This is a genomic window from Cobetia sp. 14N.309.X.WAT.E.A4 (assembly GCF_030397495.1).
Lineage (GTDB): Bacteria > Pseudomonadota > Gammaproteobacteria > Pseudomonadales > Halomonadaceae > Cobetia > Cobetia marina.
The window spans coordinates 58,505-71,874 of the sequence record NZ_JAPNXT010000013.1; the positions used below are offsets into that span (position 1 = coordinate 58,505).

Here is a 13,370-nt window from a genome sequence, read left to right on the forward strand (position 1 = left end):
GCAGTCTCTCTCGGGTCATCGGGTCATCATGCGTTGTCCTGTTGCTCCACAATCTCGATCAAGGCCTCGACAAACGCTGGATGGGCACCCACCGGGTCCAGCAACGTGATCGGACAATCCGGATGCTGCTGGCGGGATGTCTCGAGCATGGCGGGGACGTCTTCGCGCAGATGGCGTCCCGCCGCAAAGAACAGCGGCAGGATGTCGATACGCGCCGCACCGTCTGCCGCCAGGGCGTCGATGGTGTCGGTCAGCAGCGGGTCACACAGCTCCATGTAGGCCAGACGTGTCGGGCGCTTCAGGCGACTGGCGAGCGAGGTCTCGAGTGCCTCGAAGGGCTCGCGCCAGCGTGGATCACGCGAGCCGTGCGCCAGCAGGATCAAGGCATCATCCTGGTGTTCCTTCTTGCTCATGAGGGCTTCCTGTCATGGGGGGATCGTGGGTCAGTTCTCTGAGCTCGTGAGCTCATGAGTTCAGCGCGTCAGCCAGTCGCTCTGCCGCTTCGCGTCCTGACAGCCAGGCATCTTCGACTCGCGGTCCTTTCAGTGCATCGCCCGCCAGGCTCAGACCGTGCTGGCTCATCGGCGAGGCGGGCATTGCCTGAGGTGCGCAGCGGGTCGGATGAGCATAGCGCCAGCGATGGGCCGTGAGCGATACCTTGTCTTCACTCCAGTCCTCGCCAAGCGCCTGGATCTCGGGCAGTGCCGTGAAGGCTTGCCAGAGTGCCGCGCAGATGTCCTCAGGCGAGTCTTCCAGGTGAGTCTGGCTCCAGCCGGCGGTGGCCAGCAGGCTCAGGGTCTCGCGAGCCCCCGAGGGGGGCTGGCGGCCGGGGCGCGAATGCTGTCGCATCACGCAGCGCAGTGGGGCGTCATCTCCGCGACTGACCAGCAGCCCCTGCCAGTCCTCGATGCCTGCCAGGGCCGGCAGCGGTGTCTCCAATGCGGCCATCACGGTCCAGGTGGGTGCCATCTCGATCCGCGAGAGCAGGGCGCTCAGCTCGGGCGCCAGAGAGTGTGAGGCGTGTTGCGCCGAGGCCGGCACGTTGCCTTCAGCGTCGGTGCCGGCGTCATTCAGCAGAGCACGGGCCTGAGGGGCCGGGGCGGTGATCATCACATGATCAAAGGGACCATGCCGCTCGCCGTCCCGGTCCTCAAGCTGCCAGCGAACCTTGCCGCCCGCCGCTTCATCGCGGACCAGGCGTGTGATGCGCAGGCGAGTGTGCAGGGTGGCATTGGCCGGCAGCTCCTCGCTCAGGTGGCGGCTCAGGGCGCTCATGCGCGGACTGGCCACATAGCGGGCAGAATCATCGCGAAGCCGCTGCCATTCCTGCGTGTCAGACGCTGTCTTGCCCAGACGCAACAGCCTGTCACCCCAGGGGACGACGATACCGTCTGCCCGCCATGTCTCGAGCGCTGACTGGAAGCGCGGATCACGCGCGGTGAAATACTGAGCGCCGATGTCGAGGGGGCCGTGGGGAGTGCGCCGACTGGCCAGACGACCGCCCGGGCCGCGTCCCTTCTCGAAGATCGTCACCGCGTGACCCTGCGCTGCCAGGTACGAAGCAGCAGAGAGACCGGCGATACCGGCACCGATGATGGCGATGGACGATACTGACATCAGGCAGGGCTCCTGCTGGGGAAGATGGACCGGGAGGATGGAACATGAAATGACGCCGGCATCCCTTGAAGTTAACTTCTTGTGCAGGATTGTACAATAAAGGTATAGATTCATGGCAAGAGTTGGCACACTCGATGCTTCATCGCCGAGGAGGACAGCATGCGAATCTTGATCACGGGGGCAACGGGATTTGTCGGTCAGGCACTCTGCCGCTCACTGGCCGCGGCCGGGCATGAGCTGGCAGTGGTGTCACGTCGTCCGGAGCGGGCCGAGCGGCAGTTCGCCGAACTGGGCATCACCCTGAAGGCGGCGGATTCGGCGCTGATGTTCAAGGACTGGCAGCCACAGGGTATCGTCAATCTGGCGGGGGAATCGATTGCCGGGAGGCGCTGGAGCGAGGATCACAAGCAAGAGCTGCGTCGCTCGCGGCTGGAAACCACCGAGCATCTGGTGCTGCTGTGTCAGCAACTGGCGGCTGAGGGGCAGGCCCCCCAGGTGATGGTATCCGGTTCGGCGATGGGGTATTACGGCGCGCAGCCCAAGGCGGGCGAGCCGGGTGATGTCGAGATCGACGAGCAGGCAACGCCTCACGATGACTTCAATCATCGCCTGTGTCGCGACTGGGAAGCGGCCGCCATGCCAGTCTCGGACTGTGGTGTTCGCCTGGCGATCATCCGCATCGGTCTGGTGATGGAAGCGGATGGCGGAACGCTCGCCAAGTTGTTGACGCCCTTCAAGTTCGGCTTGGGTGGGCGTCTCGGCGATGGCCGTCACTACATGCCGTGGATCCACCGCCATGATCTGATCCGCATCATCGAGCGTCTGCTGGAGGATGAGGACTTGAGTGGGGCCTTCAATGCCAGTGCACCGCATCCGGTCACCAACATGGGCTTTACCCACGCCTTGGCGCGCGGTCTGGGGCGTCCGGCGATCCTGCCGCTGCCGGCCAAGGCACTCAAGCTGGGGCTGGGAGAGATGAGCACGCTATTGCTGGAGGGCGCCCGCATGGTGCCGGCGCGCCTGCTGGCCGCAGGCTTCACCTTCGACTACCCGACCCTTGACGTGGCCTTCGCCGACATTCTGAGAAAGTGAAGGCCTGGGTCTGATGCTGCAGGACTTGCCCCTGGGGGCTAGAGCCTCCTGGCCAGAACTTGGCGGCTAGAACGGCAGCGGAGCATTCAGCACCAGCGATGGCGCGTCGCTGCCTGTCGCTGACGGAATCACCAGCTGAGCGGCATGCAGCAGCAGGCGAGGGCTGGCATTCAGTGCCGCCCCGCGTGCATAGAAGCCATCACCGATGATGGGATGGCCGAGCGCCAGCATATGCAGGCGCAGCTGATGCGAGCGCCCGGTATGAGGTGTCAGCAGGACACGGCTGGCGGCGAGGGTCTGAGGCGAGCCATCCGGGCGCTGGCCATCGAGCATCAGGTGACGCTCGACTTGATAGTGCGTCAGTGCCGGTTTGCCATGGAGGAAGTCGACGATCTGCCGCGGTCTGCGCGGCCAGTCACAGCGCAGCGGCAGGGCGATGCTGCCCTCGTCGGGCGTGAGATGCCCTGCCACCACGGCCACGTAGCGTTTCTCGAGGGTGCGCGACTGGAAGAGGCGCGACAGCCGCCGCTGTCCCTCGACATTGCGTGCCACCAGCAGCACCCCGGAAGTTGCCACATCCAGCCGATGCACGGCACGGGTGTCCTCGCTCAACCGGCACAAGCGCGAATGGACGCTGTCGAAGCGTGAAGGGTCGCGGCCCGGTACCGAGGGCAGCTCGGCCGGCTTGTCGATCGCCCACCAGTCATCGCCTGCCGCCAGCAGCGTCAGCCCCACTCCCTCGACACGCGCGACCTCCTCGGCAAGGCGTTGTCCCTGCCAGCCATGCTCGGTCGTGGTATCGGGTCGGCTTTCTGGATGTGATGTCGCCATGACGGTGCTCTAGGGTGGTAGGGGTTGGTCGGTCAGGCCCAAGAATAACGCTTTCGGCGACTCACAATGAAAAGCGCCCCACTTGCCGATGGCAGGTGGGGCGCTTTCCTTGCGTCATTGGCAAGCCGTGACGTCAGGGGCTACCTGACATCACGGCGCGGGCAGATCAACGTTCGTGAGCATCCACGGTGACGATGACGCGCACGCTGTCCAGACGCAGACGCGTGGTCTCGATGGCGCCATCGAGAGCGGCACGCTCCTGGCGCAGCGCTTCCAGCTCTTCCTCGCGCACCGACGGGTTGTGGCTGGCCAATGCTTCGAGGCGGGCGAGCTCAGCACTGAGCTGCTCACGCATCTGCTGCTGGGCCTGCTCGACGATGCTCGGCAGTTCGCGCTCGGCTTCCTGCTCGGCGTCGCTCATCAGCTTGCGCAGTGTCGCGTGGCTCTGCTTGATCAGATCACGTGCGACCGCCTTCTTGACCGGCTTGAGGTTCTTGGCCAGCCCGCCGAAGGAAACCTTGTCGGACAGGTTGCTGCCGTTTTCATCCAGCAGCACCCGGATGGCGGTCGGTGGCAGGAAGCGACCCAGGCGCAAGCCGCGCGGTGCGGTGGACTGGGTGCGGAACACCACTTCCGTCATCAGGCGACCGCCCGGGATCGCCGGGTGCTTGAGCAGTGCCAGCGCGGTGTTGCCCATGGAGCCATCGATGATGCGCACCAGCATCTCGCGGACCAGCGGGTGCTCCCACGACAGATGCTGGACATCTTCGCGTGACAGCGCCGTGGCGCGGTCGCTGGTGACGCTGAAGCCTTCCTCGCCCTTCACCAGCCCCGGCAGGCCGTCGAGCATGTGCGGGCCTGGTGCCAGGTAGGTGATGCCATCGCCGAGGTCCCGGCTCTCGATGCCGAAGATGTCGAAGGCGCGCTCCAGGTAGCCCGGCAGCGCCTTGTCGTTGTCCAGTGTCTCGATGGCGGCGATGACTTCCGCGGCGCGCTCGTGACGACAGGCATTGAGTTCCAGCAGACGGTTGCGGCCGGACTGGCGCTCGGCCTGCAGGGCGTCGAAGCGTTCGCGGGTCTGCTCGATGATGCTGTCGATCTCTTCGCTGTCGAGCAGGGCTTCTTCCAGCTCGTCACCGAACTGGGAATACAGCTCGCTGCCGATGCCGTGGGGCGCACTGAAGGCGTCCATGCCATCGCGGTACCAGCGCAGCAGCTGGGCGCCCGGTGAGCCTTCGAAGACCGGTACGTGGATCTCGATCGGGAACTGCTGGCCGATGCGGTCCAGACGCCCGATGCGCTGCTCGAGCTGGTCCGGATGCACCGGTAGGTCGAACATCACCAGGTGGTGGCAGAACTGGAAATTACGGCCTTCCGAGCCGATTTCCGAGCACACCAGCAGCTGCACGCCTTCTTCCTCGGAGGCAAAGGCGGCGGCGGCGCGATCACGCTCGACCAGGCTCATGCCCTCATGGAAGACCGGTGCATGCACGCCGCCCAGCACGCGCAGACCTTCGGACAGCTCACGCGCGGTATCGGCGGTGTGACAGATCACCAGCGCCTTCTCGTTGCCGAGGTCGGTCAGGGTTTCCAGTAGCCACATGACGCGCGGGTCGATCTGCCACCAGGGCTCGGCGTTCATGCGGTCATCAGGCAGGGCGCGGTACATCTCGTCGAGGAACAGCACCACCTCGGGGTGGTTCATGCCGGTCTCGATCAGCAGGTCATCGAGGTAGTCCTCGTCACGCTCCAGCTTGCGCACCACACGCCGGTAGGAGGAGGGCAACTCCAGCTCGTGGACGTGCAGACGACGCTCGGGGAAGCCTTCGACGTGGGTGCGCGAGTTGCGGAACATCACGCGGCCGGTGCCGTGGCGGTCGAGCAGCTGGTCACGCAGCTGACGACGTGCGCTGTCGCGCTGGGCGTCATCGCTGTCGCTGTCCATCAGGGTCTCGAGCAGGGCGCGGCTGTCGCCGTCATCCAGCACGGCGGTCAGGCTGTCCAGGCCGCTGGTGTCAGTCGGCAGGGCATCCAGGCTGTCGATGGCCGAGGCCACGGCGACGTAACCCTCTTCCTCGGCCTTGAAGCGCTCCAGGTCGTGGTAGCGCTCCGGGTCGAGCAGGCGCAGGCGCGCGAAGTGGCTCTCCAGCCCCATCTGCTCTGGTGTGGCGGTCAGCAGCAGCACACCGGCGGTCTGGCGGGCGAGTGATTCGACGCAGGCATAGCCCGGGCCGACCTTGTCTTCGCTCCAGTCGAGGTGGTGGGCTTCATCGACGATCAGCATGTCCCAGTCGCAGGCGGCAGCCTGGATCTGACGCGACGGGTTGGCGAACAGCCAGTCCTGGCTGGCCAGAATGATCTGGTTGCCTTCGAAGGGGTTGCGCGTGCCGTGGGCCTTGCATTGCTCTTCATCGAGCAGCGAGACATCCAGCGCAAAGCGGCGCAGCATCTCGACCAGCCACTGGTGGGTCAGGCTCGCCGGTACCAGGATCAGGGCGCGACGGGCACGACCGCTGAGCAGCAGGCGATGCAGGATCAGGCCGGCTTCGATGGTCTTGCCCAGGCCGACTTCATCGGCCAGCAGCACGCGCGGTGCGTGACGGCGCGAGACCTCATCGGCGATGTACAGCTGGTGCGGTACCAGGTCGACCTTGGGGCCGGAGAGGCCCAGCGCGGGGCTCTGCTCGACACGATGGAAGTGGCGCAGGGTGCGGTAACGCAGGTCGAACCAGTCATTGCGGTCGACCTGGCCGGTCAGCAGGCGGTCACGGGCCTGGTTGAACTGCATCTTGTCGTTGAGGCGTGCCTCGGGAAGCTCGAGCAGCTCGCCGGCGCTTTCGCCTTCACGTTCACAGATGTAGAGGATCTGGCCGCGCACTTCCTTGGAATCATCGACGATCAGCCATTCGCCATCGTCGGACTGGATGCGGTCGCCATTGCCGAAGGCGACTCGGGTCAGGGGCGCCTCGCGGAGGCTGTAGGTGCGGGTTTCTTCGCTGGCGGCAAAGAGGACGGTAACCGTGCGGAAATCGACATTGAGGATCGTGCCAAGGCCGAGATCGGCCTCACCATCACTGATCCAGCGCTGACCGGGAATGAAGTCGCTCATGATGCCTCGGGGTAGGACAAAGACGGGAATCGGGAATACAGGGGCGCGGTATCTTACCGGATCACGCGCCGTGGCTTAAGCGCCTTTTGTCCTTGTGAGGCGTCTTTGTCCTCTCGTGTCGTCACTGGGCGTGGTGCACCCATGGCATGAGGCCTTCTCTCATGATTTGGGGGAGAGTGTCCGTCACGATCCAGACGGGGGCATCAGCGCCTGCAGCTGGGCGCGGCTCAGCTCGCCGATGTGGCGTTCGATCAGGCGGCCTTCGCCATCGAATATCAGGGTGGCGGGCAGGCCCTGTGCGTCGGCGAGCCCCATCAGCTGCATGGCGGGGTCCAGCAGGGCGTATTCCAGCGTGAGTCGCTCACTCTTGAGGAAACGAGTGACCGCGAGCGCCTGTTCGCCCTGATTGGCCAGCACCACGGTGACATCCGGCCGGGCGTCCACCTCGGCCAGCAGCGGCATCTCCCGGCGGCAGGGCGGGCACCAGGTAGCCCACAGATTGACGATCACGCGCTGATTGCGGACCTCATCCAGCAACACCGGGCGACGATCCAGATGATGCAGGGTGATCGACGGCATGCGCTCGATGGAATGCGTGCTGCCCAGCGGGTCGAGCTGCTTGAGGCCGAGGAAAGCGGTCAGGCCCAGAGTCAGACTGCCCAGCGCGATGACCTGGCGAATCACGCCATGTCGGCGCAACAGCCACAGGCTGGCCAGGGTCGCGGCCAGCATGCCGCCGAGCAGGTGGTAGCCCGGTTGCCACAGCTTGAGAATATCCAGCGGTGTCTGCTGATAACTTGCCCAGTGCAGGGCGACGTAAGTGAGGCGCGCACCGATCACCCAGCTGACCAGCATGCGATTGAACCAGCGCGAGGGGCTCAGCGATGGAGAGTCGTGAGCGGGCGCGCCCCTGGCGTGCATGCGCGCCAGTAGACGAATCAGCAGCGAGAACTCGATCAGCATTACCAGGGCTGCCACGAAGGCATAGAGGCGTTCGACGGAAATCAGGGCAGGGCCCAGAGCGATGGCATCCATGCGGTTATCCTTTGGCGGTGTCCGGGAAGGGGCATTCGGGTCAGCACTACCTGTCGAGCGGCGCTTGGCCGGCGCTGCAGTCGTGAGGCTCGAGTATGCGATAATCGACGGACTTCGACATCCACGCCTCGCGCGCTGAGCATTGCTCTGGCGCCGAGGACGCTTCAGGGATATCCCCATGCTTTCACATCATTATGACCGTAGCCGTGCGATCGCCGTTGCCAGTCAGGCCGCCGGCCTTATCGCCATCGTCGCGCTGGAAACCTGGCTGGGGGATGCCGCCCGCCCGTGGCAGGGGCTGGTGTTCGCCCTGATGCTGGCCTGTGGACTGGGGCTGGCGCTGCGCAGTTACTACCTCAAGCAAAAGGCCCGCCGCGACCGAGAACGTGCTGGTCGCGAGCGGGCCCGCAAGGCGAGTGACACCTGGATGTCCGATTGACGCAGGTGAGCGACTCAGTAGCTCTGCAGTCGGTAGCCTTCTCGCTCCATGCAGTACTTCAGCAGCGTCTGTTTCTCGTTGTCTGACTTGTCCGTCAGGCCAAGTTCGTACTGGCAGCCGGCCCAGGTGTTGTGAGCCTCCGTGCTGTTGGCACCGGGCTTCTCCCATTGGGTACGGGTGGAGGCGCAGGCGGAGAGCAGGGAGGTGAGCAGCAGGGACAGCATGGCAAGGCGCAGTGTGTGCATGTGGCATCCTGAGGGATGTAAGGCGTTGGAGGGGAGTTCGTCACTGGGCAACATGAGCCGCAGGAAAACCTTCCAGCATCAAAAAAGCCGCTGATCAGTGATCAGCGGCTTTTTCAGATATCTGGTCGGAGTAGCAGGATTCGAACCTACGACCTCTGCCTCCCGAAGGCAGCGCTCTACCAAGCTGAGCTATACTCCGATGCGTCGTGAGCTTGTCTCGACGGAGGTGAATTATACGCAGACAGCTTTGCTTTGCAAGCCCTTGAGGTCAAAAAGTTTTATCGATGTCTCAAGGGGCAATTCGGCTGTCGAGCAGCGCGCTTCTCTTCACCTCATCCTGCCGGTACTTCTCGTCACGTTTTCCTGCTGGTGGTCTGTCTCCCCGTGGCTGAAAGGGGGATCAGGCCTGACGGCCGACACTCAACAGCGCGATGCGTTCGAGGCTGTCGCGGAAGTCACTCTCCGGCAGCGCCTCGAGTTCCGCCAGGGCGTTGTCGGCCATTTCCTGCGCGCGACTGCGGGTATAGTCGAGGCCGCCGGTGAGGCGCACGACTTCCAGTACCTCGTCGAGTTGCTCCAGTCCGCCCTTCTCGATGGCGCCACGTACCAGGCTGGCCTGCGCCGGGCTTCCGACCTGCATGGCGCGAATCAACGGCAGGGTCGGCTTGCCCTCGGCCAGGTCATCACCGACATTCTTGCCCATGGTCTCGGCGTCGCCCTGATAGTCGAGCAGGTCATCGATGAGCTGGAAGGCGAGGCCCAGGTAGCGGCCATAGTTCTGCAGCGCGCTGACCTGTGCCGCCGTGACGGTGCCATCCGCTTCCTGGGCGAGTATCGCCCCGGCATGCGCGGCTGCCTCGAACAGCATGGCAGTCTTGCCGTGGATGGTCTCGAAGTAGGCGGCTTCATCGATGTCGGCATTGCCGATGTTGGTCAGCTGCAGGACCTCGCCTTCGGCGATGGTGCAGGTGGCGGCGGAGAGAATCGCCATCACGTCCATCGAGCCGACTTCCACCATCATCTGGAAAGAGCGGGAATAGAGGAAGTCACCGACCAGCACGGAGGGCGCATTGCCCCAGGTGTCATTGGCGGTGGAGCGACCGCGACGCAGACTGGACTCGTCGACGACATCATCGTGCAGCAGTGTCGAGGTGTGCATGAACTCGATCAGTGCGGCCAGGTTGATGTGGCGATCACCCTGATAGCCGAGTGCGCGGGCTGCCAGCAGCACCAGGACCGGGCGCAGGCGCTTGCCACCACTCTGGATGATGTACTGACCGATGGTCTGGACCAGCGGCACGCGCGACTCGAGCTGCGCGAGAATGGTGCGGTCTACGGCGGCGAAGTCATCTGCCACTGCCGCGTGAAGGGTCGATGCGTCGGCTTGCATGAGGTCGTCGTGCCCGTAGCGAGAGGTGAGGCCGCCGTGGCGTGCCATTTGCCGGTTATGCTATGGGGCACCCCTATGGCCGTCAAGGCGTGCACCCGCGCAGGGATGCAGGCTGGCGGCGGGTCGGGCGTGTGCATCTTGACATTGCTTGTCGATCGCGGCACGCGGCGCTATAATACGCGGCCGTGACTCATCCCGCTCCCTGTCAGATGGCTCCAGAAGGGGCGCCACTCGCAGCAGGCCACCCAAGAGCACACCCTTGATGAGTTCGATGGAGAGAATCATGTACGCAGTTATCAAGAGCGGTGGCAAGCAGTACCGCGTTCAGGAAGGCCAGACCCTGAAGCTCGAGAAGCTTGAAGTCGCCACTGGCGAAACTATCCAGTTCGACGAAGTCCTGATGGTCGCTGAAGGCGACGACATCAAGGTCGGCGCTCCGCTGGTTGAAGGTGCCAAGGTTGCTGCCGAGGTCGTGTCTCACGGCCGTGGCGACAAGGTCACCATCATCAAGTTCCGTCGCCGGAAGCACTCCATGCGTCGTGCGGGCCACCGTCAGTGGTTCACCGAAGTCAAGATCACTGGTATCTCTGCGTAATTGCAGCGCTACCCACCATAGGAGAATTATCCAATGGCACATAAGAAGGCGGCGGGCTCTACCCGCAACGGTCGCGATTCTGAATCCAAGCGCCTTGGTGTGAAGCTGTTCGGTGGCCAAGCGGCTATCGCCGGCAACATCATCGTGCGTCAGCGCGGCACCCGTTTCCACGCCGGTACTGGCGTTGGCATCGGCAAGGACCACACTCTCTTCGCTCTGGCCGACGGCCACGTGAAGTTCGAGACCAAGGGTCCGAAGAACCGCAAGTTCGTCAGCATCGTTTCTGCTTGAAACGTCTGACAGCTTACGCAGACTGGACGATGCCCCGGTATCGTATGACGGTCTGCAAGGAAGCCCCGCTCAGGCGGGGCTTTTTTGTCGCATGACGGCCCGGGTCGTCGTCAGGAGAGAGCAGCATGCAGTTCCTTGATGAAGCGTCGATCATTGTCGAGGCCGGACGTGGCGGCAATGGTTGCCTGAGTTTTCGCCGTGAGAAATACGTGCCGCGTGGTGGCCCCGATGGGGGTGACGGCGGGCACGGCGGCAGTGTGTACCTGATCGGGGATGATTCCCTCAATACCCTGATCGACTTCAAGTTCCAGCGCTATTACCAGGCCGAGAGCGGTGACGCCGGCCAGGGCCGTCAGATGGCGGGCAAGGCGGGTGAGGACCTGATCGTCAAGGTGCCGGTCGGCACTACCGTGATCGACGAGGAAACCCTCGAGATCATCGGTGACGTGACGGAAATCGGCCAGCTGGTGCTGGTTGCGCAGGGTGGGCGTCGTGGTCTGGGCAACATCCACTTCAAGTCCTCCACCAATCGCGCGCCGCGCCAGACCTCCAAGGGCACCTGGGGTGAGCGTCGCAACCTGCGTCTCGAGATGAAGGTGATGGCGGATGTCGGCCTGCTGGGCATGCCGAATGCCGGCAAGTCGACGCTGATTCGGGCCGTCTCCGCGGCCAAGCCCAAGGTCGCCAACTACCCCTTCACCACGCTGGTGCCGAACCTTGGCGTCGTGAAGATCGGTAGCCACCAGCACTTCGTGATGGCCGACATTCCCGGCCTGATCGAAGGGGCGGCGGATGGTGCCGGCCTGGGGCTGCGCTTCCTCAAGCACCTGACGCGTACGCGCCTGTTGCTGCATGTGGTGGATATCGCGCCCTTCGACGAGAGCGACCCGGTCCACGCGGTCGAGGCGATTCTCAATGAGCTCAAGAACTTCTCCTCGGCACTCACGGAGCTGCCGCGCTGGCTGGTGATCAACAAGATCGATCTGCTGGCGGAAGAGGATCGCGAGGCGATGGTCAAGGACCTCGTCGAGCGTCTGGGCTGGGAAGGTGAGCTGTTCGTCGTCTCCGCGGCCAGTGGTATCGGCACTCAGGAGCTGGTGCAGGCCGCACACCGCTGGCTGGGCGAGCAACGCCTGCAGCTGGCGGAAGATCCGGAAGCTGCCGAGGCGCATGCCGCCCTGCTGGCGCGGATGGAGAACGAGTCGCTGGAGCGCGCTGAAGAGCGCCTGACACGTCGCAAGCGCAAGAAGGATGACGAAGAAGAGGACGATGACGACTTCAATGACGACGATTACGACGTCGAGGTCGAATACGCGCCCTGAGGTCGAGGTTCGTCCGGTGGCTGCCCTGCGAGGCAGTCACTGAGTGACGAGCGACCCGCTTCGCGATTCACGCCCCGCCCCGAGCCTTCTGGTCTCGCGGCGGGGCGTTTTCGTTGCAGGTGCCGCTCGAGGGTGATGACAGCAGCGGGGCGGGAGCGGACAATGACGCGACGGGGCAGTCACAGCCTGCCGAGCGGGGCGGGAGACCACATGACAGGAGATAGTGCGGTGGCGGAGCAGAAGGTGGCGGAAGTGGCGGAGATGGGCAGTCGGGTCGGACGTGAGGCATTGGCCAGGGCGCGGCGCGTGGTGGTCAAGATCGGCAGTGCGCTGCTGACCGACGACGGCCGCGGGCTGGACGATGCCGGCATCGGGCGTTGGGTCGACCAGATCGCGGCACTGCATGCGCGTGGCATCGAGGTGATCGTGGTGTCTTCCGGCGCGATCGCCGTCGGCATGTCCCGGCTTGGCTGGACAGCGCGACCCAGTGGCGTGCATGAGCTGCAGGCCGCGGCGGCGGTCGGCCAGAATGGCCTGACCCAGTGCTATGAAGAGCATTTCCATCGTCACGGCCTGACCACCGCCCAGATTCTGCTGACCCACGACGATCTCTCCAATCGCAAGCGTTACCTGAATGCACGTTCGGCGCTGCGCACCCTGGTGGAGCTGCGCGTGGTGCCGGTGATCAACGAGAATGACACCGTGGTCACCGACGAGATTCGCTTCGGTGACAACGATACGCTCGGCGCGCTGGTCGCCAATCTGCTGGAAGCCGATGCCCTGTTGCTGCTCACCGATCAGGAAGGGCTGTACGACGCCGATCCGCGCCATGATCCGGCGGCCAGGCTGATCGAGGAAGCGCAGGCCGATGACCCGATGCTGGTCAAGGTCGCCGGTGGCGGCGGGGTGCTGGGGCGTGGCGGCATGGCCACCAAGGTGCGGGCGGCGCGCCTGGCAGCCCGCAGCGGCGCGCTGACGGTGATTGCCTCCGGCCGCCAGCCTGACGTGATCACGCGCCTGGCCGCTGGCGAGCGCTTCGGTACCCTGCTGCTGCCCGAGCATGCGCCGATCGCGGCGCGCAAGCGCTGGATCGCCGGGCAACTGCAGGTGCGGGGCACCCTGACGCTGGATGCCGGAGCCGTCAGCGTGCTGACCACGCGTGGTTCCAGCCTGCTGCCGGTGGGCGTGAAGAAGATAGACGGCACCTTCAAGCGCGGTGACCTGGTGCAGTGTGTCGATGAATCCGGCGCGCGGATCGCCAAGGGGCTGGTCAACTATTCCGCGGTCGATGCCGAGCGCATCCTGGGGCTGCCGAGTCATCAGATCGAGGCTGCGCTGGGCTATATCGAGGCGCCGGAGCTGATTCATCGCGACAACCTCATCGTGCTGTAGGGCGCATGAGGC

General features: G+C 64.5%; 13 protein-coding genes and 1 tRNA gene. 6 read left to right on the forward strand and 8 right to left on the reverse strand.

The features are described from left to right. Window positions 1-26: 26 nt before the first annotated feature. Both OW493_RS15200 and OW493_RS15205 read right to left on the reverse strand, forming a co-directional pair. Window positions 27-413: a CbiX/SirB N-terminal domain-containing protein gene (locus OW493_RS15200; RefSeq protein ID WP_289864816.1), complete on the reverse strand. Its 387-nt coding sequence runs from the start codon at window positions 411-413 to the stop codon at window positions 27-29. Between the two features lie 52 nt (window positions 414-465). Then, window positions 466-1,617: an FAD-dependent oxidoreductase gene (locus OW493_RS15205; protein ID WP_289864817.1), complete on the reverse strand. Its 1,152-nt coding sequence runs from the start codon at window positions 1,615-1,617 to the stop codon at window positions 466-468. A 159-nt stretch (window positions 1,618-1,776) separates the two neighbouring features. Between OW493_RS15205 and OW493_RS15210 the strand changes: the two genes are divergently transcribed. Beyond that, window positions 1,777-2,709: a TIGR01777 family oxidoreductase gene (locus OW493_RS15210; RefSeq protein WP_077373400.1), complete on the forward strand. Its 933-nt coding sequence runs from the start codon at window positions 1,777-1,779 to the stop codon at window positions 2,707-2,709. 66 nt (window positions 2,710-2,775) lie between these two features. Here OW493_RS15210 and OW493_RS15215 read toward each other — a convergent pair whose 3' ends face one another. The 3 genes from OW493_RS15215 to OW493_RS15225 form a co-directional block, all read right to left on the reverse strand. Next, the gene (locus OW493_RS15215; RefSeq protein WP_077373403.1) at window positions 2,776-3,540 is read right to left on the reverse strand and encodes an RluA family pseudouridine synthase; all 765 of its coding nucleotides are present in this window, start codon (window positions 3,538-3,540) and stop codon (window positions 2,776-2,778) included. A 166-nt stretch (window positions 3,541-3,706) separates the two neighbouring features. After that, window positions 3,707-6,649 (reverse strand): RNA polymerase-associated protein RapA, encoded by a 2,943-nt coding sequence (gene rapA, locus OW493_RS15220; RefSeq protein ID WP_289864818.1) that lies wholly within the window; start codon window positions 6,647-6,649, stop codon window positions 3,707-3,709. A gap of 183 nt (window positions 6,650-6,832) precedes the next feature. After that, the gene (locus tag OW493_RS15225; protein ID WP_284729254.1) at window positions 6,833-7,684 is read right to left on the reverse strand and encodes a TlpA disulfide reductase family protein; all 852 of its coding nucleotides are present in this window, start codon (window positions 7,682-7,684) and stop codon (window positions 6,833-6,835) included. A 178-nt stretch (window positions 7,685-7,862) separates the two neighbouring features. On the opposite strand from OW493_RS15225, the gene OW493_RS15230 reads away from it, so the two are divergent. Next, window positions 7,863-8,123, forward strand: coding sequence for a hypothetical protein (locus OW493_RS15230; protein WP_077373412.1), 261 nt, complete (start codon window positions 7,863-7,865; stop codon window positions 8,121-8,123). A 14-nt stretch (window positions 8,124-8,137) separates the two neighbouring features. On the opposite strand, the gene OW493_RS15235 is transcribed toward OW493_RS15230, so the two are convergent. The 3 genes from OW493_RS15235 to ispB all read right to left on the reverse strand — a co-directional run bounded on the left by OW493_RS15235 (window position 8,138) and on the right by ispB (window position 9,758). Beyond that, complete coding sequence (locus tag OW493_RS15235) at window positions 8,138-8,368, reverse strand: hypothetical protein (RefSeq protein ID WP_077373415.1); 231 nt, start codon at window positions 8,366-8,368, stop codon at window positions 8,138-8,140. A 122-nt stretch (window positions 8,369-8,490) separates the two neighbouring features. Then, a tRNA-Pro gene (locus tag OW493_RS15240) sits at window positions 8,491-8,567 on the reverse strand. Between the two features lie 201 nt (window positions 8,568-8,768). Further along, a complete protein-coding gene (gene ispB / locus OW493_RS15245) occupies window positions 8,769-9,758 on the reverse strand; it encodes an octaprenyl diphosphate synthase (protein WP_084209569.1) in 990 nt (329 codons plus the stop codon). 283 nt (window positions 9,759-10,041) lie between these two features. Here ispB and rplU point away from each other — a divergent pair, with 283 nt between their 5' ends. The 4 genes from rplU (at window position 10,042) to proB (ending at window position 13,358) form a co-directional block, all read left to right on the forward strand. Beyond that, window positions 10,042-10,353: a 50S ribosomal protein L21 gene (gene rplU / locus OW493_RS15250; protein ID WP_065392479.1), complete on the forward strand. Its 312-nt coding sequence runs from the start codon at window positions 10,042-10,044 to the stop codon at window positions 10,351-10,353. Window positions 10,354-10,386: 33 nt separating this feature from the next. After that, window positions 10,387-10,644: a 50S ribosomal protein L27 gene (gene rpmA / locus OW493_RS15255; RefSeq protein ID WP_043335969.1), complete on the forward strand. Its 258-nt coding sequence runs from the start codon at window positions 10,387-10,389 to the stop codon at window positions 10,642-10,644. Window positions 10,645-10,769: 125 nt separating this feature from the next. Then, the gene (gene cgtA / locus OW493_RS15260) at window positions 10,770-11,966 is read left to right on the forward strand and encodes an Obg family GTPase CgtA (RefSeq protein WP_077373417.1); all 1,197 of its coding nucleotides are present in this window, start codon (window positions 10,770-10,772) and stop codon (window positions 11,964-11,966) included. A 261-nt stretch (window positions 11,967-12,227) separates the two neighbouring features. Continuing rightward, window positions 12,228-13,358, forward strand: coding sequence for a glutamate 5-kinase (gene proB, locus OW493_RS15265; protein WP_136939727.1), 1,131 nt, complete (start codon window positions 12,228-12,230; stop codon window positions 13,356-13,358). Window positions 13,359-13,370 lie beyond the last annotated feature (12 nt).

Bases quoted from the DNA above. Each gene is read 5' to 3' on its own strand.
- OW493_RS15200 (WP_289864816.1), bottom strand. From the start codon at position 413: ATGAGCAAGAAGGAACACCAGGATGATGCCTTGATCCTGCTGGCGCAC.
- OW493_RS15205 (WP_289864817.1), bottom strand. From the start codon at position 1,617: ATGTCAGTATCGTCCATCGCCATCATCGGTGCCGGTATCGCCGGTCTC.
- OW493_RS15210 (WP_077373400.1), top strand. From the start codon at position 1,777: ATGCGAATCTTGATCACGGGGGCAACGGGATTTGTCGGTCAGGCACTC.
- OW493_RS15215 (WP_077373403.1), bottom strand. From the start codon at position 3,540: ATGGCGACATCACATCCAGAAAGCCGACCCGATACCACGACCGAGCAT.
- rapA (WP_289864818.1), bottom strand. From the start codon at position 6,649: ATGAGCGACTTCATTCCCGGTCAGCGCTGGATCAGTGATGGTGAGGCC.
- OW493_RS15225 (WP_284729254.1), bottom strand. From the start codon at position 7,684: ATGGATGCCATCGCTCTGGGCCCTGCCCTGATTTCCGTCGAACGCCTC.
- OW493_RS15230 (WP_077373412.1), top strand. From the start codon at position 7,863: ATGCTTTCACATCATTATGACCGTAGCCGTGCGATCGCCGTTGCCAGT.
- OW493_RS15235 (WP_077373415.1), bottom strand. From the start codon at position 8,368: ATGCACACACTGCGCCTTGCCATGCTGTCCCTGCTGCTCACCTCCCTG.
- ispB (WP_084209569.1), bottom strand. From the start codon at position 9,758: ATGCAAGCCGACGCATCGACCCTTCACGCGGCAGTGGCAGATGACTTC.
- rplU (WP_065392479.1), top strand. From the start codon at position 10,042: ATGTACGCAGTTATCAAGAGCGGTGGCAAGCAGTACCGCGTTCAGGAA.
- rpmA (WP_043335969.1), top strand. From the start codon at position 10,387: ATGGCACATAAGAAGGCGGCGGGCTCTACCCGCAACGGTCGCGATTCT.
- cgtA (WP_077373417.1), top strand. From the start codon at position 10,770: ATGCAGTTCCTTGATGAAGCGTCGATCATTGTCGAGGCCGGACGTGGC.
- proB (WP_136939727.1), top strand. From the start codon at position 12,228: ATGGGCAGTCGGGTCGGACGTGAGGCATTGGCCAGGGCGCGGCGCGTG.